General features: G+C 51.3%; 19 protein-coding genes. 12 read left to right on the top strand and 7 right to left on the bottom strand.

What is annotated here, in order from left to right:
• Positions 1-17: 17 nt before the first annotated feature.
• The 3 genes from secB to NAI64_RS04240 are packed head-to-tail and all read right to left on the bottom strand — an operon-like array spanning position 18 to position 1,205.
• Positions 18-494, bottom strand: coding sequence for a protein-export chaperone SecB (gene secB, locus NAI64_RS04250; RefSeq protein WP_269298109.1), 477 nt, complete (start codon positions 492-494; stop codon positions 18-20).
• 30 nt (positions 495-524) lie between these two features.
• A complete protein-coding gene (gene grxC / locus NAI64_RS04245; protein ID WP_269298108.1) occupies positions 525-788 on the bottom strand; it encodes a glutaredoxin 3 in 264 nt (87 codons plus the stop codon).
• A gap of 18 nt (positions 789-806) precedes the next feature.
• A complete protein-coding gene (locus tag NAI64_RS04240; RefSeq protein ID WP_269298107.1) occupies positions 807-1,205 on the bottom strand; it encodes a rhodanese-like domain-containing protein in 399 nt (132 codons plus the stop codon).
• 93 nt (positions 1,206-1,298) lie between these two features.
• Between NAI64_RS04240 and gpmA the strand changes: the two genes are divergently transcribed.
• The 8 genes from gpmA (at position 1,299) to NAI64_RS04200 (ending at position 8,244) form a co-directional block, all read left to right on the top strand.
• On the top strand, positions 1,299-2,045 hold the full coding sequence (gene gpmA, locus NAI64_RS04235; RefSeq protein ID WP_269298106.1) for a 2,3-diphosphoglycerate-dependent phosphoglycerate mutase: 747 nt from the start codon (positions 1,299-1,301) through the stop codon (positions 2,043-2,045).
• A gap of 55 nt (positions 2,046-2,100) precedes the next feature.
• On the top strand, positions 2,101-3,453 hold the full coding sequence (locus tag NAI64_RS04230) for a murein hydrolase activator EnvC family protein (protein ID WP_269298105.1): 1,353 nt from the start codon (positions 2,101-2,103) through the stop codon (positions 3,451-3,453).
• Positions 3,454-3,456: 3 nt separating this feature from the next.
• Positions 3,457-4,929: a S41 family peptidase gene (locus tag NAI64_RS04225; RefSeq protein WP_269298103.1), complete on the top strand. Its 1,473-nt coding sequence runs from the start codon at positions 3,457-3,459 to the stop codon at positions 4,927-4,929.
• The gene (locus tag NAI64_RS04220; protein ID WP_269298101.1) at positions 4,929-5,708 is read left to right on the top strand and encodes a HesA/MoeB/ThiF family protein; all 780 of its coding nucleotides are present in this window, start codon (positions 4,929-4,931) and stop codon (positions 5,706-5,708) included. Before NAI64_RS04225 ends, NAI64_RS04220 begins: the two co-directional genes overlap by 1 nt.
• A gap of 143 nt (positions 5,709-5,851) precedes the next feature.
• Positions 5,852-6,106 carry a hypothetical protein gene (locus tag NAI64_RS04215; protein ID WP_269298099.1) on the top strand — a complete coding sequence of 85 codons (255 nt, stop codon included), beginning with the start codon at positions 5,852-5,854 and terminating at the stop codon, positions 6,104-6,106.
• A 48-nt stretch (positions 6,107-6,154) separates the two neighbouring features.
• Positions 6,155-7,114: a tetratricopeptide repeat protein gene (locus NAI64_RS04210; protein ID WP_269298097.1), complete on the top strand. Its 960-nt coding sequence runs from the start codon at positions 6,155-6,157 to the stop codon at positions 7,112-7,114.
• Between the two features lie 99 nt (positions 7,115-7,213).
• Positions 7,214-7,552: a CidA/LrgA family protein gene (locus tag NAI64_RS04205; RefSeq protein WP_269298095.1), complete on the top strand. Its 339-nt coding sequence runs from the start codon at positions 7,214-7,216 to the stop codon at positions 7,550-7,552.
• Positions 7,549-8,244: an LrgB family protein gene (locus NAI64_RS04200; protein ID WP_269298093.1), complete on the top strand. Its 696-nt coding sequence runs from the start codon at positions 7,549-7,551 to the stop codon at positions 8,242-8,244. The genes NAI64_RS04205 and NAI64_RS04200 overlap by 4 nt, the downstream gene beginning before the upstream one ends.
• A gap of 35 nt (positions 8,245-8,279) precedes the next feature.
• Here NAI64_RS04200 and NAI64_RS04195 read toward each other — a convergent pair whose 3' ends face one another.
• On the bottom strand, positions 8,280-9,230 hold the full coding sequence (locus NAI64_RS04195; protein ID WP_269298091.1) for an MBL fold metallo-hydrolase: 951 nt from the start codon (positions 9,228-9,230) through the stop codon (positions 8,280-8,282).
• 149 nt (positions 9,231-9,379) lie between these two features.
• Between NAI64_RS04195 and NAI64_RS04190 the strand changes: the two genes are divergently transcribed.
• Genes NAI64_RS04190 through NAI64_RS04180 form a run of 3 tightly spaced genes read left to right on the top strand, consistent with a single transcriptional unit; the run spans position 9,380 to position 12,288 of the window.
• Positions 9,380-9,694, top strand: a complete 315-nt coding sequence (locus tag NAI64_RS04190; protein WP_269298090.1) for a hypothetical protein — start codon at positions 9,380-9,382, stop codon at positions 9,692-9,694.
• Positions 9,695-9,699: 5 nt separating this feature from the next.
• The gene (locus NAI64_RS04185; protein ID WP_269298089.1) at positions 9,700-11,229 is read left to right on the top strand and encodes a solute symporter family protein; all 1,530 of its coding nucleotides are present in this window, start codon (positions 9,700-9,702) and stop codon (positions 11,227-11,229) included.
• A 15-nt stretch (positions 11,230-11,244) separates the two neighbouring features.
• Positions 11,245-12,288 (top strand): carbon-nitrogen hydrolase family protein, encoded by a 1,044-nt coding sequence (locus NAI64_RS04180; RefSeq protein WP_269298087.1) that lies wholly within the window; start codon positions 11,245-11,247, stop codon positions 12,286-12,288.
• Positions 12,289-12,406: 118 nt separating this feature from the next.
• Here the strand turns inward: NAI64_RS04180 and NAI64_RS04175 are convergent, their stop codons facing one another.
• The 3 genes from NAI64_RS04175 to NAI64_RS04165 all read right to left on the bottom strand — a co-directional run bounded on the left by NAI64_RS04175 (position 12,407) and on the right by NAI64_RS04165 (position 16,407).
• Positions 12,407-13,039, bottom strand: coding sequence for a GNAT family N-acetyltransferase (locus tag NAI64_RS04175; RefSeq protein ID WP_269298085.1), 633 nt, complete (start codon positions 13,037-13,039; stop codon positions 12,407-12,409).
• A gap of 58 nt (positions 13,040-13,097) precedes the next feature.
• Complete coding sequence (locus NAI64_RS04170; protein WP_269298083.1) at positions 13,098-14,378, bottom strand: multifunctional CCA addition/repair protein; 1,281 nt, start codon at positions 14,376-14,378, stop codon at positions 13,098-13,100.
• A gap of 115 nt (positions 14,379-14,493) precedes the next feature.
• Positions 14,494-16,407: a lytic transglycosylase domain-containing protein gene (locus tag NAI64_RS04165; protein ID WP_407946908.1), complete on the bottom strand. Its 1,914-nt coding sequence runs from the start codon at positions 16,405-16,407 to the stop codon at positions 14,494-14,496.
• Positions 16,408-16,447: 40 nt separating this feature from the next.
• Between NAI64_RS04165 and NAI64_RS04160 the strand changes: the two genes are divergently transcribed.
• Positions 16,448-17,044, top strand: coding sequence for a 5-formyltetrahydrofolate cyclo-ligase (locus NAI64_RS04160; RefSeq protein ID WP_269298080.1), 597 nt, complete (start codon positions 16,448-16,450; stop codon positions 17,042-17,044).
• Positions 17,045-17,064: the final 20 nt, after the last annotated feature.

Here is a 17,064-nt window from a genome sequence, read left to right as displayed (position 1 = left end):
AAACGGACACAGCACCATCATGCCAGGGTATCCTGCCCCGCCGCCGGATTGCCGTTTTGCGCTTTCTGTCTCTGAAGACGTTCATGATAGTACGCCTCGAAATTGATCTCGGCCAGATGGATGGGCGGGAAACCCGCTCGCATGACCATGTCCGCGATGTTGGAACGAAGATACGGATAAATGATCGTCGGACAGGTAATGGCCAGCACCTGATCCATCGCTTCTTTCGGAAATCCGCGCACCTCGAAAATCCCGGCCTGTTTGCCTTCTACCAGATAGGCGGTCTTTTCGCCAATCTTGGCCGTCACCGTCACCGTGACCGTCGATTCATAAGTGGTTTCGGCCAGGGGCTCGAACCCCACATTGATAGACACATCGATTTCCGGCAATTTCTTTTCGAGAAAAATGGCTGGAGAATGCGGTTGTTCCAGCGACATATCCTTGAGATAGACCGACCGGATCTGGAAAACGGGTTGAGAAACCTCGGATGACATAATTACTCCGGAAAAAATAACAAAAAACGATCAGCTGGCCTGCAAAAGCGGCATAAGCTTGCCTGCCTTGTCCAGCGCGGACAAATCATCGAATCCTCCCACATGGGTTTCGCCGATAAAAATCTGCGGAACGGTACGACGACCGGTTTTTTCGATCATTTCCGCACGCAGATTGTCGTCGCCATCGACGAGGATTTTTTCGATATCCGATACACCACGCGATTTCAGCAATCGCTCGGCCATCATGCAATAGGGACAAACTTTCGTGCTGTACATCACCACGCGAACTGTCATGACTGTTCCCCTTTCATTTCATTTGGTCACGGGCAACCCTTCACCGACCCATCCTGTCATACCGCCCTTGAGAATATTGATCTGGCTGAATCCCTCTTTTTTCAGGATGGAAGCGGCCTTGTCCGATTCCTTGCCGGATTCGTCCACGATGATGATCGGTTGTCCCTTGAATTTTTCCAGTTTCTGGATACGTTCCTGCAAACTGGTCAACGGCACATGCACGGCGTTCAGGATATGGCCGGCCTGATACTGCTTCTGGTCACGGATATCGATAATGGCCGTCTTGCCCTTGTTGATGATCTTGGTGGCCTGGGAATTGGTGATTTTCGCGCCCTTGCGGATGTATGGCCAGACCAGTGCACCGATACAATACAGTGCCACACAGATAAGAAAAATGTTGTCTCTAATAAAATTCACGGGTTTATCCTGCAGAAGTCAACGATAACAAACCGATACATTATAAAATAGAAAGACACGGGACATTCGGTATAACTTATTTTCGTTTCGATTATGCATAAAATAGTTTTCATGCGGCACGGTCAATCCATCTGGAACCATGAGAACCGGTTTACAGGCTGGACTGATGTCGATCTGACCGAACGGGGCAAAAATGAGGCACGCGCAGCCGGTCGCATTCTCAGGGAAGCCGGTTTTGAATTCGATATGGCCTATACATCCGTATTGAAAAGAGCGATCAGAACGCTATGGATTGTACTCGACGAGATGGATGCCATGTGGGTACCGGTCGTTTGCAGCTGGCGCCTGAACGAACGCCACTATGGTGCCCTCCAGGGACTCAACAAGGCGGAAACCGCCCGGAAATATGGTGAACATCAGGTTCACATGTTGCGCAGAAGCTACGAAGTGGCTGCAGAGCCATTACTGCCGAATGATCCGCGAACCGCTTATAACGAGCCGGCCTACGCATCCCTTTCCAGAGACCAGATCCCGCTTACGGAAAGTCTCAAGGATACCGTTGCGCGGGTCAAGATACTCTGGAACGAATCGATCGCTCCGGAAATCAGGAAAGGAAAACGCATTCTGGTCGCTGCACACGGCAACAGTTTGCGTGCCCTGATCAAGGAACTGGACAATATCAGCGACAAGGATATCGCCTTGCTGAACATACCGACCGGTCAACCGCTGGTTTACGAACTCGATGACGATCTCAAACCGGTTCGCCACTACTATCTGGGCGACCCCGACAAGATCGCCGAAGCGTTGCAGGAAGTGGCGGCACAAGGCAATGCCAGCTGATGGAACAGCTTTTGTAATTGATGGGCAGAAGCCATGCTTCTGCCCCGCATGACGCATGAAAAAGATTTTCTTTCTTTTTTTTCTGCTGGCGTTTACTGTTGCGACTTTTCCTGCCGCACAGGCAGCGAAAACCCCGGAAACTTCTGCAAAACAGAAAAAGACATCCCGGAAGACGGGAACAAAACGCGTCGTTCGTCAACGCGGCACCACCACACAAAGCAAGACCCGCCAGAAACAGGCCGCCGAAGCCGAACAGCAGAAATTGCATCGTCAGTTGAACACCCTGAAAAAGGAAATCACCCGTACCGAAAAAGCCAAGGGCAAGGCAGCCGAAGAACTGGCGGAATCGGAAAAAGCCATTTCATCGACGGAACGTTCGCTGTCGGAACTCGGTAAGCAAAAAAATCTGACAGAAGACCGACTTTCCCGACTTTCATCCGAGCACGCACAGCTCCAGGCCGTCGTTGCCAGACAACAACGCCAGCTTGCAGGAATCATGCAACAGCAATACATCTCAGGTGGCGAAAACCGGATGAAACTGCTTTTCTCGGGCGACAACCCCAACCGCATCAGCCGCGAATTGCAGTATATGAACTATTTCTCCATCGCCTATGCGAAGCTGATCGAGTCGTTACGCGACAATCTGGACACCCTCCATGCCAAACGGATGGAAACAAACCGTACCCGGCAGGAACTGGAAAAAATCGTCAACCAGACAAACAAACAAAAAAACATTCTCGAAAAGGAAAAAGCCCAGCACGCTGTTCTGCTTGCACAACTTTCCGAAAAACTGGCTTCACAGAAAAAAGAAGCCGAACGACTGGCACAGGATGAAAAACGCCTGGCCGGACTGGTCAGCCGCCTTAATCGTGCCATCGAGGCCCAACGCAAGGCTGCGGAAAGACGACAGGCCGAACAACGTCAGGCCGCACGCAAAAAATCTTCCGGCAAAACCCGCGTAACACGTGATGAAACGGAAACCGTACGGGAAGCTCCCTATCGTCCCGACACGACCAGCGCGTTCGGCCGCATGCGCGGCCACCTGAGAATGCCGGTATCCGGTACGATCACTGCCCGTTACGGCATGAAACGTGCGGACGGCCCAAGCTGGAAAGGCATTTTCATCAAAACATCATCGGGTGCCCCGGTGCATGCCGTCGCAAACGGCCGTGTCGTCTTTGCCGATTTTCTCAGGGGATTCGGCAACCTGATCATTATCGATCACGGCAACCAGTACATGACCATTTACGGCAATGCACAATCCCTCTCCAGACGGGTCGGGGATAATGTGTCGACCGGGGATACCATTGCAAGCGCCGGCAACAGCGGTGAGAATACGGAAACCGGGTTATACTTCGAAGTGCGGCACAATGGGCGTGCCTATAATCCTCTCGACTGGATAAGGTGATACATGGGTAACAAATTTCGGAACATCCTGCTGGTAGGGCTTGGCATCGTCGTCGGTGTCGTGGCCTCGATCCAGTTTTCTGCCATGGCGCAAAAACAGACCGCGCCCTTGCCGCTGGATGAATTGCGCCAGCTGGCAGACGTATTCGGCCTGATTAAATCGGATTACGTCGAACCGGTGGAAGACAAGAAATTGCTTACGGAAGCCATATCGGGCATGGTTTCGTCTCTGGATCCCCATTCCGCCTATCTCGACAAGAAAGCTTTTCAGGAGCTGAAAGAAGGTACACAGGGCCGTTTCGGCGGTCTGGGTATTGAAGTCGGCATGGAAGACGGTTATGTCAAGGTCATTTCGCCGATCGAGGACACGCCAGCCTATCGCGCAGGCATCAAGCCGGGCGATCTCATTACCAAACTGGACAACACTTCCGTCAAGGGATTGTCGCTGGATGAAGCCGTCAAGAAAATGCGCGGCGAACCGAACACAAAAATCACCCTGACGATTGCGCGCAAGAACGTCACGAAACCGATCATCATCACGCTGGTTCGTGAGGAAATCCAGGTAAAAAGCGTCAAATCCAAAATCGTTGAACCCGGTTATGCCTGGCTGCGTGTCGCGCAGTTCCAGGAACCGACGGTCGACGATCTCGTTACCCATATCAACCGGATCTACGCCAAGGATCCGAATATCAAGGGCATCGTACTCGATTTGCGCAATGACCCGGGTGGTATCCTGCCAGGCGCCGTCGGTGTCGCCGCCATGTTCCTGCCACGTGATTCGCTGATCGTCTCTACCGACGGACAGTTGCCTGAATCGAAAGCGAAATTCTACGCCCGGCCCGAATACTATGCAGGAAGAACCATCAACGACCCGCTGGCCAAGCTGCCTGCGCAGATCAAGACGGTTCCGATGGTGGTTCTTGTCAATATCGGTTCCGCCTCGGCATCCGAAATCGTGGCAGGCGCCTTGCAGGATCATCAGCGCGCGACCATTATGGGAACGCAGACTTTCGGCAAGGGTTCGGTACAGACCATTCGCCAGATTTCCGAAGATACCGCAGTCAAGCTGACGACAGCCCGTTATTACACACCGAGCGGTCGCTCCATTCAGGCAAAAGGTATTGTTCCCGATCTGATGGTGGACGAAACGGCAGATGGCGATGGTATCAACGGACTGAGAATCCGTGAAGCGGATCTCTCGAAACATCTGACCAACGGTGATGAAGAAGTCAAACAGGAAGATCGCCTCGATACGGAAGACGAGTTGAAATTGCTGGAAAACGCCAAAAACTACAAACCTATCGAATACGGTACGAAAAAGGACTTCCAGCTGATGCAGGCCATCAACCACCTGAAGGGCAAGCCGGTGAAACTGTCAAAGACGAAAACCGATGACAAAAAAACCGATGACAAAAAGGTGGAAAACAAGGATGCCGCTCCGGCAAACAAACAGGAAAAACCCGCTGACGGCAAATGATGAATGACGAACAACGGCAGCGTTATGCCCGTCATATTCTCCTGTCAGACCTCGGTGAGGCCGGACAGGAGAAAATTGCGGTTTCCCATGCCCTCGTCATCGGTGCAGGTGGTCTCGGTTCACCCGCATCCCTGTATCTGGCTTCCGGGGGATTCGGAAAAATCACGCTGGTCGATGATGACCAGGTCGATCTGACCAACTTGCAACGCCAGATCCTTCACACCACCGACCGGATCGGCATGAACAAGGCGCAATCCGGCAAAATCGCGCTTGGGCAAATCAATCCGACTGTCGATGTTGTCGCCGTTACTGAAAGAGTCGATGAAAACAGCCTGGCGGAACTGGTCGGTGCTGCCGATGTCGTACTGGATTGTACCGACAATTTCAAAACACGCCTTGCGATCAACCGTGCCTGCATGACACTGGGCAAACCGCTCGTTTCCGGTGCCGTCGTCGGATTCGACGGACAAATATCCGTTTACGATCCGCGACGACAGGATTCTCCATGCTATGCCTGCCTGTTTCCGGAAGACCAGCATTTCGAAGATATCAAGGCTGCACAGGTCGGTGTTTTCGCACCGCTGGTCGGCATCATCGGCACCATGCAGGCAGCCGAGGCACTCAAGCTGGCTGCAGGTATCGGCCAGTCACTGGCAGGATCACTCTGGCTTCTGGATGCGTTGACCATGGAATGGACGAAAATCTGGATTGACCGCAACCCTGATTGCCCTGTCTGTTCAGGACGCGCCATCGGCAAAACACTTGCAGAAAATGTATAGCCTGCGACTGGCACGACTTGCCTCTTTTTGAGCTGACTTTCACCGAAACGCACAAACCGGATAACAATATTTGCAATATCATGCTATCGTTAGTCTGGTTTCAACGAAATTCTTTTTATTATTTGTCTAGCTGGAATTCTTTTATGGAAATATCAAAAATTCGCACTCTTGTTTCCCGTGCCGGCGAAATGCAGGGACTTGTCATCGTCGATCTGGTCTATCTGGACGGCATTCCATATGCCGTTTTCGAATGGGATAAAAAAGAAGGCGCCGATCCTGTTCCCCTGTACAAGGTACGTCTCGATCCTCGTGGCCTGATGCCGCTCCCGCCAAGTGCAAACAGCGATCTGAAATACCAGTATCGCATCTCGGTAGAGGATCCCAGACCGTTCTTCTGATTTCCCGCCATACCGGGACAGCCATCCCGTTCTGCACAGGCTGCATGCATGACAGTAAAACACCCTGATGACGAAATCGATGACATTATCTGGTCCGAAATCGGTTCCAGTAATGCAAAAGGCGATTTCATTTGCTATGTCATCCATTCTCCGGTAAATGCCAAATTTCTCGAACAGGCAAAATCACGGATCGACACACAAACGGATACGGAATCGCTGACCCCGGTCAACTATTTCAACGCCATCGAACGCATCAGGTCACTGGCAGAACAGCATCATCCTGCCGCCACGTTCCACATGGGGAAAATCCACGCGCTGGGTATTGCAGTGATACAGGATCTCGACGAGGGCGTTCGCTGGTATGAAAAAGCGATCGCCCTGGGCGAACCCAGGGCATATGCCAATCTGGGATGGCTATACCAGTCAGGTTATGGTGTCCCGGCCGATACATCAAAGGCTTTCGAACTGCTGTCTTATGCAGGTGAACATGGCGTTCTCTCTGCCAGAGCGACTGTCGGAATGATGCTGCTCAAGGGTGAAGGCTGTATACCGAACGCCGATGCCGGATTGCAGAAACTTGTATCCGCTTTTCGTGACGGTTATCTCAATGCAGGCAATCATTTGTCCGACCTTTACTTCGAAGGCAAATATGTCGCCCGGGATATCGAGCTGGCCCATGACTGGCTATGGAAAGTCGCCGACTGCGGCGATGAACGTACCATGGCCATTCTCGGCCACCACCTCATTACCGGCAGTCATGGCAAAACCAATACGCAAACCGGGCTGCAACTGATGCAACGCGCCATTGCCGAGGGCTTTTTGCCGGCTTACGTCTGGCTCGGTACGCTCTACAAAAAAGGAAACGGCCTGAAACAGGACATCAAAAAAGCGTTTGATCTGTTCCATGAAGGTCTGCTCGCAGGATGCAAGGATTGCGAAAAAGCGCTGGCCCTTCTGCTTTCGGAACAAAACATTCCGGGGTCCGACATATCCCGTTCATTGCATTAACATTTACCGAACATTTTCTCATTGATTCCCTGCTGCCGGAAAACATGAATAGTGCTATCGTATGCGTGCACATTGTTATGCTTTTCGCAAGGAATCCAAATGCTTCGTCAATGTTCCATTATTCTTCTGTGTCTTGCCCTTGCAGAACTGATCGTTCACGTGACCCATATTCATTTTCCCTCATCGCTTTTGGGCATGCTGATTCTGACCTTCCTGCTCAAGACCGGTCTTGTCAAGCTTGAATGGGTCAAGGGATTTTCCGATTTTCTGTTGTCCCATCTCGGACTGTTTTTCGTTCCGCCCGGCGTCGCCCTGATGCTGTATCTCGGCATTATTCAGGCACAGCTGATCCCGATCGTCGCTGCCACACTGATCAGTATGCTGCTTGTTCTGGCAGCCACCGGCTGGACCTATCAAATTATCCGTAAAATACTATGAGTGACTTTCTGCATAGTGAACTGTTTGCTGTCACCATGACGGTGGGGCTGTTTTGGGGCGCACAACTGTTACAGAAACGCCTCAAATCCATCATACTGAACCCGATTCTGGTAGCGATCATTCTGATCATCCTGATTCTGAAAGTGGGTGATATTTCCTATGAAACGTATTATGCCGGCGGAAAATATATCGAATTCCTGCTCAAACCGGCCATCGTCGCACTGGGTGTCCCGCTTTATCAGCAAATCGAACAAATCCGCAAACAGGCCGTTCCGATCATGGCCTGCCAGCTTGTGGGATGTATTGTCGGTGCCGTATCGGCTTTTCTGATCGCGCATTATCTGGGCGCCAGCATGGATGTCGCCATTTCGCTGGCCCCCAAATCGGCGACCACGCCTATCGCGATGGAAGTCTCCAGCCTGACCGGCGGCATTCCGTCCCTGACGGCGATCATTGTCATCATCACCGGTATTCTGGGGGCGATTTTCGGGCTGAAATTCCTGCGACTGGTCGGTGTGAAAAGTCCGATCGCACAAGGACTGGCACTGGGCGCAGCCGCCCATGCCGTCGGCACTTCGCACGCCATGGACAAAAACATCAAACTTGGCGTCTATTCGAGTCTCGGGCTGATCGTCAACGGTACATTGACCGGTTTGCTCACCCCCTACATCCTGCATCTGTTCGGCATCTGAATTTGTCGGCCGGCAAAAAATTGCCGGCCGATTTTTCAGACTTTGACAAAACGGATCTCTCCTTCCCGCTCCTGTCTGGCCAGTTTTCCCTGTTTTTCCAGATGATTCAGGTAAGCGATTGACTCACCCATGGCAAACATGCATTGATGGACTTCGTCCATTCCCTTTTCAAACAATACCGGCACGATATCGCGAGCCGTACAGGCTATGCTGCATACCGACAAAACTTTCCCGATTCGCGACCGGTGATAGGATTCCAGAAAATCAAGGCGCGCCTGGATTCCGGTAAACGGACGGCCGTGCGCCGGCAAAACGAGTACATCGTCGGGTAAATCACGGTAACGCCGTATCGAGTCGAGAAAATCCTGTAACGGATCGTCCTCCGGATTGGCAGGCGCGACCGGAATATTGGTGATAATGCTGGGCAACAGCATATCGCCTGCCAAAAGCAGCTTTTTCTTCCTGCAATAAAACGAGGCATGCTCCACTGCATGTCCGTAACCGGTCATCACTTCCCAGACATCGTCACCGATCACCATATCGCTGCCGTCACGCAGACCATGAAAGGTAGCGGGCAAAAAAGGACAATCACGCCGGTATGCGCCTTCATATGAAGCCAGCATATCCAGCCGTTTTTCATCCAGTCCGTGCATACGGAAAAGATGTACCATCGCGCCGACCGAATAATTTCCCCACTGGTTCAAACGTGCAAGCGCAGACAGATATCCGCCATGCGTCATCCACAAGGAAGCACCTGTCTTTTTTTCCAGCCAGCCGGCCATTCCGGCATGATCCGGATGCGCATGGGTTACGACCTGTTTGACAAGACGGTATGTCCGCAAACTGTTTTCCCAGACTTGTATGCCAACTGCACAAGTCGCACCGGTATCGACCGCACACCATCCATCGCTGTCTTTGATCAGCCAGATATTGACGTGATTCAGCACGTAAGGTAACGGCATACGCAGCCAAGCAACATCTGGCACGATTATTGCCGCATCTCTTGTCGGGACTGTCTTGCCAAAAGGATAGGTAATTTCCGACATAGTCCGGAAAAACTTTCTGAAAAACAGCATTGTAGCCCTAATTTGTACTGATGGCCTCTACGAAAAACTATTAGATAGGGAGAATCGAAATGAAAAAAGTTATTGACTGGCAAGGTGCATTTAATTCTATCGCGTTCAAAAAAGCCAAAAACAATCGTCTGAAATTTGTCATTCCACTTCTGACTTTTTTCACATTGGTTTTTTTATGCCTGTTTTCCGTGCAAGGCATTTTTCCAAATATAGGCAATCTGAAAATTTTCGGACGGATTGATCTGGGTTTTCTTTTTGTAATGTCTTTGTTTCCTTTAACCGGCATTCTGGGAATCTGGTTTACATGCTACACAAAAGCGCATGTTTATCCGTATGAAGATCAGGTTGTCAGAACATATTCCACGAAAGGATAACAATCATGCATATTCTATCGGTTATCGTTTTTCTGGTTCTGATTGCACTAACATTGATCGTAACGGCCAGAGCGGCCAAGAAAGTCAGAACCGATAAAGATTTTTATGCTGCCGGTGGCGATATTCCAGGATGGCAAAACGGTCTGGCAATCGCCGGAGAATTCATGGCGTCCGGCGCCTTTCTGGGGATTGCGGGTCTGATCGCATTTCACGGGCTGGACGGTGAAATTTTTTCGATTTGCTGGTTCGCCTCGTTTTTCGTGGTATTGATTCTGGTTGCAGAGGTCATCCGCAACTCCGGGAAATATACTTTCATTGATATCGTATCCTATCGGCTTAACCAGAAATCGATACGTCCGGCTGTCGCGGTCACGGTATTTATCGTCAGCCTGACTTATCTGATTCCGCAAATGGTCGCAGCCGGTGCATTAAGCAAGATTTTGTTCGGCATCTCAGATACGGTCGGTATTCTGGTCGTCGGTGGTTTGATGATCGTCTATGTGGTGCTGGGCGGCATGATGGCTGCCACATGGATTCAGTCGCTCAAAGCCATTCTGTTGCTGGCAGCCGGTTATCTGCTGGCATGGCTGACTATGTCTCACTTTGATTTCAGCGTTTCCAACCTTTTCGATGCTGTCGTCAATTCTCCGGAACTGGGAGAAAAATGGATTCAGCAAGGCGGCTGGCTCAAAAACCCTGTTGAAAGATATTCATTGGGCCTGAGCCTGTTGTTTGGTACAGCTGCCATGCCACATGTCCTGATGCGCCTGTTTACAGTCAAATCCAAGGAACAGGCACAAAAGAGTGCGCTCTGGACGATGCTGTTTATGGGCATGTTTCACATGATCACGTTCATTTTCGGTCTCGGTGCCGCCGTACTGGTCGGCAAAGCTGCGATTTACGCGATGGATCCCGGCGGCAATCTGGCAACCCCGATGCTGGCAAGATTCGTCGCAGGAGGTGAAGGTTCGTTTACAGGAGAACTGTTCATGGCATTCATTGTCTCCATTGCCTTCATTACGGTTATCGCAACCGTTTCGGGACTTTGCATCGCAGCATCAACGGCTTTTTCTTACGATTTCTGGTTCAAAGTCGTGAAAAACGGTATTCAGGATCATCACGGACAAATCAGAACCGCCCGGATATCTGCTATTGCGATTGGTATTCTCGCCATTATCTGTTCGCTGGCATTAAAGCATATGAACGTAGCGTATCTTTCCGGCCTGGCATTTTCTATCGCGGCAACTGTCAATTTGCCAACGATTATCCTGGCGTTGTACTGGAAAAAACTGACGACAACAGGTGCATTGGTCGGCATCATCGGCGGAACGGTCATTTCTCTTTTCGCTGTATTGACCGGTCCATCCATCATGGGGGGTGATGCTGTTTTTCCGTTAAACAACCCGGGCATTGTGACCATTCCGCTAGGTTTTTTGATCACAGTTATCGCGTCATTGCTAACGGCTGACAAAGCTGCTGAACAGAAATATGTCGAACTGTCCGTCCGTTCCCATAGCGGACTGGGCGCTGAATAAAGAAAGGAATGAAAAATGAGTGGCGATACTTATCCTGTATTCAAGGCAGCTGCTGTTCAGGCTGCTCCCGTTTTCCTAAATCGCGAAGCGACTATCGACAAAGTGGAAACCTTGCTGCAAGAAGCTACGGAACAGGGTGCAAAGCTGGTTGTTTTTCCGGAATCTTTCATTCCCTGTTTTCCTGTCTGGTGTCTGGTACAGGCTCCGATAGACCAGCATCCACTTTTCAAACGACTGTACGAAAACGCTCTGGATGTCAAAAGCGTCGCTTTTGAAAGATTGGCGAACCTTGCCAGAAAATATCATGTTTTTCTTTCAATCGGCGTTACCGAAAAGTCAGATTACAGTATGGGTGCCATGTGGAATACGAATCTGTTATTCGACGATCACGGCAACCTGATCGGCAAGCACCGGAAGATCATGCCAACCTGGGCTGAAAAACTGGTGCACAGCTTTGGCGACGGCTCATCCCTGCTGGTACATGATACGGAAATCGGAAAACTGGGTGTGCTGATTTGTGGAGAAAACACCAATACGCTGGCACGATACAGTATGGTGGCACAAGGTGAACAGGTACATATTTCTACCTATCCGCCTTGCTGGCCCACCATGCGCCAATCCAATATTTCAGGTGGATACAATATGAAAGATGTCATTCATGTCAGAGCAGCATCACACGCCTTCGAGGGAAAGGTTTTTAATATTGCGTCGTCAGGTGTACTTGATGAAGACGCCATCAATCAGGTAGCCGGCGATAATGAGACCTTGCGCACCTTTCTGGAAAACGCCTGTCCGGCAGCCACCATGATTGTCGGTCCTGATGGTGAATACGCATCGGAACCGATTGTCGGAAAAGAGGGTATTGTTTATGCAGATATCGATATCTCAAGAGAAATCGCTCTGAAAGGCATTCATGATATTGTCGGCTCGTATCAGAGACTGGATATTTTCCAGCTTCATGTCAACCGATCTGAACAGAAACCGGCACATTTTTCATCAGAAGAATATTGCTCGCCGACATTCTCGGAAACACCCTGTCATGAAACCTGCATCCTCTAGTTTCTGCCACAAGGCGAATCTTGCAAAGCGCCAGATTCGCCTTGTCCGTTATCTATGTCGGATACAGATATCCTGATGCTATCTGGCTTCACAATGCATTGTCACTAACAAAACGGGGTTATGTTGCCGTTTCCTGCCGTACCAGATTCCTGAGCCAACCGACAGCATGCCGGATCCTTCCATTCAACGCATAATCAAGGGATGCAACCCGTTCCTCGGCTTGTTCCTGACGGACACTCTCGGAATCCGGTTCCGGCAAGTGCAAATAACCATCCACCTCACCATGATCCTTGTGGATTTGCATACCTGCCTTCTCGGCAATGCACAACATGGGTTTGTTTGACGCCAGACAATGAATATACAGGGTATCGATGTGCCTGTTGCGGCAATGAATGGCCGCACGATCAAATAATTTGGTTCCGACGTTTTTGCGACGCATGGGGGCCGACACGGAAACGCCGAATTCGGCCACCCGATGTTTGCGCTCCCCATCCAGTGCAGGCAATGCTGCCGGATCCAGAAAAGCGAGATGTCCGACACCGACAAGACTGTATGTACTTTCGTACACGCCGAAAACCGTATCGCGCGTGAAATCGATACTCTGGACATAACGCGTCACCGCCTCATCCGGCAACGCTGCTCCGAAACGCAAACGCCGGTCTGCGGCACTCAGGCCCAGAAAATGATTGAGCATGAAAGGACGATCCCGTTCGGACAGTTCCTTGATGAAAACAACAGGATTTTCTTGCATGCTCTCCTTTTTCGGCTGAAATGTCCCCCGGTGCACGGGAAATCCCGTTCCTGAACGGTCAGGATGCGGGCGTCTTGCCGACGCCGACTTTCTTGATCGTTCCGAAGCGCATGGCATTGACTGCATCGGCAGCCGCATCGACACGTGCATTGTGCAATACGCGCGGAATTTCCTCGGATGCATCATCCATCGACTGGATGATCGCCGATGCGTCGATACTGCGGGCTGCATTCAACACCATCATCCAGTATTCACGCTGCGGGAACGGAATATTCTCGAAGCTGACCGTATCCGACTTGCGGCCCCTCAAATCGCATTCCGTCGCATTGATGACGTCAACGAACCGGTCAGGACGCCGGAATGCATCGCAACGTTCCAGCACCATGACAGCCGTCTTGGAACGCAATTCCGAACTGCGCCGGATATTGCCGTGTTCCCTTGCGGTCATGACGGCGATGTCACGATACATGTTCGAAACATGCAACCGACGACAGATATTATCGACCAGCGGCGCACCGCGTTCTTCGTGTGCACGATGATGCGGCCACTGGTTTTCGGGTGTCGTTCCCTTGCCGACATCGTGCAACAGTACCGCAAAACGGACTGTCAGCGGATAATTCTGCCGGGCCGCATAATCCAGCGCCAGCATGGTATGTTTTCCGGCATAAATTTCCGGATGATACTGTTCAGGCTGCGGAACGTTCCATAACGCTTCGATTTCCGGGAAAAGCCGTGCCAGCGCGCCGCATTCGTGAAGAATCATGATCATGCGTGATGGCTGTTCCTCCATCAGCCCCTGCGACAACTCTTTCCAGACACGTTCCGGAACAAGCGCATCCACTTCGCCGGATGCAACCATTTTTTTCATCAAATCCATGGTTTCCGGCGCGACCGTGAAATCGGTGAATCTGGCGGCGAAACGCGCCAGACGCAAAATCCGGACAGGGTCTTCACTGAAGGCGTCCGATACATGGCGAAAGACTTTCGCCTCGATATCTTTCCGTCCGCCGAACGGATCGATCAATTCCCCGTCTTCGGACATGGCCATGGCATTGATGGTCAGATCACGACGCAACAGGTCTTCTTCCAGCGTCACATCCGGTGACGCATGGAAAATGAATCCCTTGTATCCCGGCGCCACTTTCCGCTCTGTTCTGGCCAACGCATATTCCTGACGTGTTTCGGGATGCAGAAAAACAGGGAAGTCCTTGCCGATCGGCTTGAATCCCAAAGACAGCATTTCCTCGACCGTAGAACCGACGACCACGAAATCGCTGTCATGTATAGGACGCCCCATAATGACATCACGCACAGCTCCGCCAACGGTATATATTTTCATAAGTCTTTTTCACTCACATCAAGTATCCAGCCGTTTTGCGGCCGGAAAAACCATTTACCCATTTCTGTTTTGCTGCGTGTCTCTATTTCTGAATTATAAATGGTTTTGAAATATCTCATGGTGAGACATATCCCAACCGTGCTTTCAGGGATTGTGGGCGCTTTTCGAACAGTGCTGCATAATAAGTCGCATTGGACATGACGTTTTTGACATAATCCCGCGTTTCCGTAAATGGTATGGTTTCCGCGAACACTGCCCCATCCACTGTTCTGACGAGCGTCGAACGCCAGTTTTTTGGGCGGCGCGGACCGGCATTGTAAGCCGCTGTCGCCAATACCTGCGAACCGTCCAGATCGTTCAGAACCATGTTCAGATAATTGGTTCCCAGCAAAATATTGGTTTCAAGGCTGTTGATCTTGCCATAGCGGTAATCCGTCAGTCCGATTTTTTTGGCGACATACCGCGCCGTCGCGGGCATGACCTGCATCAGACCCGACGCACCGACCGACGATTGGGCATTCATCACGAAACGGGATTCCTGGCGGACCAGACCATATGTCCATGCCATATCCAGCCCCAGTTCGCCTGTCGCCTGTTCGACGATTTCCTGATAAGGCGCTGGGAAGCGTTGCGTGAAATCGGTTTCGTTTTTCGTCCGGTCCGACGTATTGACCATTCTGTCGAGCAAATTCACTTTTCTGGCATATTCGGCCGCCACGAGCAACTGGTGCTCATCCATTTTGCGTAGCTGCCAGTTCCATTCACGAATCCCTTCAAAACGCCAGTTCATTCCGAAAAACTTTTGTGCCAGCAAAAATCCCTGGTTTCCGGACATGGCTTTCATCTCGGAATCCTTAAACGTCACACGATGAGCCGGAACCTGTATTTTATGTCCCAGTTCTTCCTGCGCCAGTTGTCCGTAGAAATGGTGCTGTCCCGCAATCGTCGCAAACAGTTTGTTCGCCTTGTCACGCTGTCCCTGTGCCTGCAACGCACGCCCTTTCCAGTAAACCCATGACGGTTCTTTTTGCAGCGAAGCCGGCATCCGGGCGATCCATTCCTGAACGAGCGGCCAGTTTTGCCGACGCAATGCCGTCCTGACTTTCCATTCATGAGCGAACGGGGACATCACGATATCCGCACGGGACGCTTTCTGCCAGTATTCCAGTGCATCGGGCGACAAGGCAATCGAGGCCGGCAGAGCGATCAGCGACCAGCCGATGGCCTGCTCCTTTTCGCTCAGGTTCGGCAATGCCTCCTCGAGATACCTCGCCGCCTGTTCCCGATTTTTTTTGGCCATCCGTCCCAGTGCCAGCAAATACACTTCATGCGACATCCTGTCGTTGCCTGGACCCTGTTCCAGAATGGTTGCCGGCAATTCCATGGCTTTGGATACTTCGGCGCTCCCGGCACCTGACAATGTGGCGATACGCGTCGCCAGTGTCGTCAGATTGTTTTCGGATGCCAAACGACTCTGGTACCAGATGTCATCGTCACCGAACTGCCTTTTTTCCGCCAGATCGGAAACGAGTGCATAGCAGGCTTCTCCATATTTTTTCGGTAGCGTCAGCAGGATACGTGCATCACCGGCGACATTTTCTCCCTTGTCCGCTCTGGACATCAAGGCATAGCATTTGACCTGCATGTCGTCGTCGAGCACAAATTGCGGATAATGCCGGTCGAAACTCGCCCAGTTCTGCTGACGTCCCTGTATCAGCAACCAGTCGTTTCTCAAGCGGTCTGCAATGGCTGTATCCCTGTATCGCGACAAATAGGCATCGACCTGCGTTTCATCGGCATTGCGCAAATCCGATTTGAGCAGATAATAATCGACATAAGAAGGAACGGGATAATCGCGCAGACTGGCGGCCAGTTCTGTCGCACGTACGGCATCACCCTTGCGCGCGGCATCTCTCAACTGTCTGAACGCCTCATCCTGTGCTGAAGATGTATCCAAAGATGCACCGGCGCACGGAAACACGGCGAATGCTAAAACCAGCCATACGATATTCCTGAATTTCGCAACCATAGGCACCTCTTTTTATTGCATATCGATTATTCTTTATCTTATGAGTTTACCACCAGACCCAAATACCTTGCGTGATGACCGGCAGACACCGGACGTATCCAAAAAATCATTGCGCAAGTCACTGCTCGAAATCAGGAAATCACTGGCTGCCTCCCTGCACCTCGACTTCGACCGCGCCATCAGCAGGCATATTCTGCGCTATCTGGAAAACCACCCGTTCAAAACGGTAGGCGTCTATCTGCCCATCCGCAACGAACCGGATCTGTCCGGACTGTACACCGAACTGTCACGGAAAGTCTCCCTGTCGCTCCCCATCACGCCTGCACGCGACCAGCCATTGCAATTCGTGCGCTGGCAACCGGGTGACGCACTCGTCAAAGGAGCATATAACGTACTGATTCCGGAAAAACAGGAACCGGTCGCCATGCCAGAAGCCTTGTTGATTCCCTGTGTCGGTTATACTTCCGGCCGTTTCCGTCTTGGATACGGCGGCGGCTTTTTCGACAGGACGCTGGCCGCCCATCCGGGTACGCATACCATCGGCGTCGCCTATTCCTGCCTGAAAACCGAATTCGAAACGGAAGAAAACGATATTCCTCTACATTGCATTATTACCGAAACGGGAATTATGCTTTAATGCTGTTTTTCAATCTGGCT

The sequence above is a fragment of the Oxalobacter paeniformigenes genome (assembly GCF_027158465.1).
Classification (GTDB): Bacteria; Pseudomonadota; Gammaproteobacteria; order Burkholderiales; family Burkholderiaceae_D; genus Oxalobacter; species Oxalobacter paeniformigenes.
Note: the sequence above shows the minus strand (reverse complement) of the source record. Positions and strands in the feature narration are given on the sequence as shown.

Bases quoted from the DNA above. Each gene is read 5' to 3' on its own strand.
- secB (WP_269298109.1), bottom strand. From the start codon at position 494: ATGTCATCCGAGGTTTCTCAACCCGTTTTCCAGATCCGGTCGGTCTAT.
- grxC (WP_269298108.1), bottom strand. From the start codon at position 788: ATGACAGTTCGCGTGGTGATGTACAGCACGAAAGTTTGTCCCTATTGC.
- gpmA (WP_269298106.1), top strand. From the start codon at position 1,299: ATGCATAAAATAGTTTTCATGCGGCACGGTCAATCCATCTGGAACCAT.
- NAI64_RS04230 (WP_269298105.1), top strand. From the start codon at position 2,101: ATGAAAAAGATTTTCTTTCTTTTTTTTCTGCTGGCGTTTACTGTTGCG.
- NAI64_RS04225 (WP_269298103.1), top strand. From the start codon at position 3,457: ATGGGTAACAAATTTCGGAACATCCTGCTGGTAGGGCTTGGCATCGTC.
- NAI64_RS04220 (WP_269298101.1), top strand. From the start codon at position 4,929: ATGAATGACGAACAACGGCAGCGTTATGCCCGTCATATTCTCCTGTCA.
- NAI64_RS04215 (WP_269298099.1), top strand. From the start codon at position 5,852: ATGGAAATATCAAAAATTCGCACTCTTGTTTCCCGTGCCGGCGAAATG.
- NAI64_RS04210 (WP_269298097.1), top strand. From the start codon at position 6,155: ATGACAGTAAAACACCCTGATGACGAAATCGATGACATTATCTGGTCC.
- NAI64_RS04205 (WP_269298095.1), top strand. From the start codon at position 7,214: ATGCTTCGTCAATGTTCCATTATTCTTCTGTGTCTTGCCCTTGCAGAA.
- NAI64_RS04200 (WP_269298093.1), top strand. From the start codon at position 7,549: ATGAGTGACTTTCTGCATAGTGAACTGTTTGCTGTCACCATGACGGTG.
- NAI64_RS04190 (WP_269298090.1), top strand. From the start codon at position 9,380: ATGAAAAAAGTTATTGACTGGCAAGGTGCATTTAATTCTATCGCGTTC.
- NAI64_RS04185 (WP_269298089.1), top strand. From the start codon at position 9,700: ATGCATATTCTATCGGTTATCGTTTTTCTGGTTCTGATTGCACTAACA.
- NAI64_RS04180 (WP_269298087.1), top strand. From the start codon at position 11,245: ATGAGTGGCGATACTTATCCTGTATTCAAGGCAGCTGCTGTTCAGGCT.
- NAI64_RS04175 (WP_269298085.1), bottom strand. From the start codon at position 13,039: ATGCAAGAAAATCCTGTTGTTTTCATCAAGGAACTGTCCGAACGGGAT.
- NAI64_RS04170 (WP_269298083.1), bottom strand. From the start codon at position 14,378: ATGAAAATATATACCGTTGGCGGAGCTGTGCGTGATGTCATTATGGGG.
- NAI64_RS04165 (WP_407946908.1), bottom strand. From the start codon at position 16,407: ATGGTTGCGAAATTCAGGAATATCGTATGGCTGGTTTTAGCATTCGCC.
- NAI64_RS04160 (WP_269298080.1), top strand. From the start codon at position 16,448: ATGAGTTTACCACCAGACCCAAATACCTTGCGTGATGACCGGCAGACA.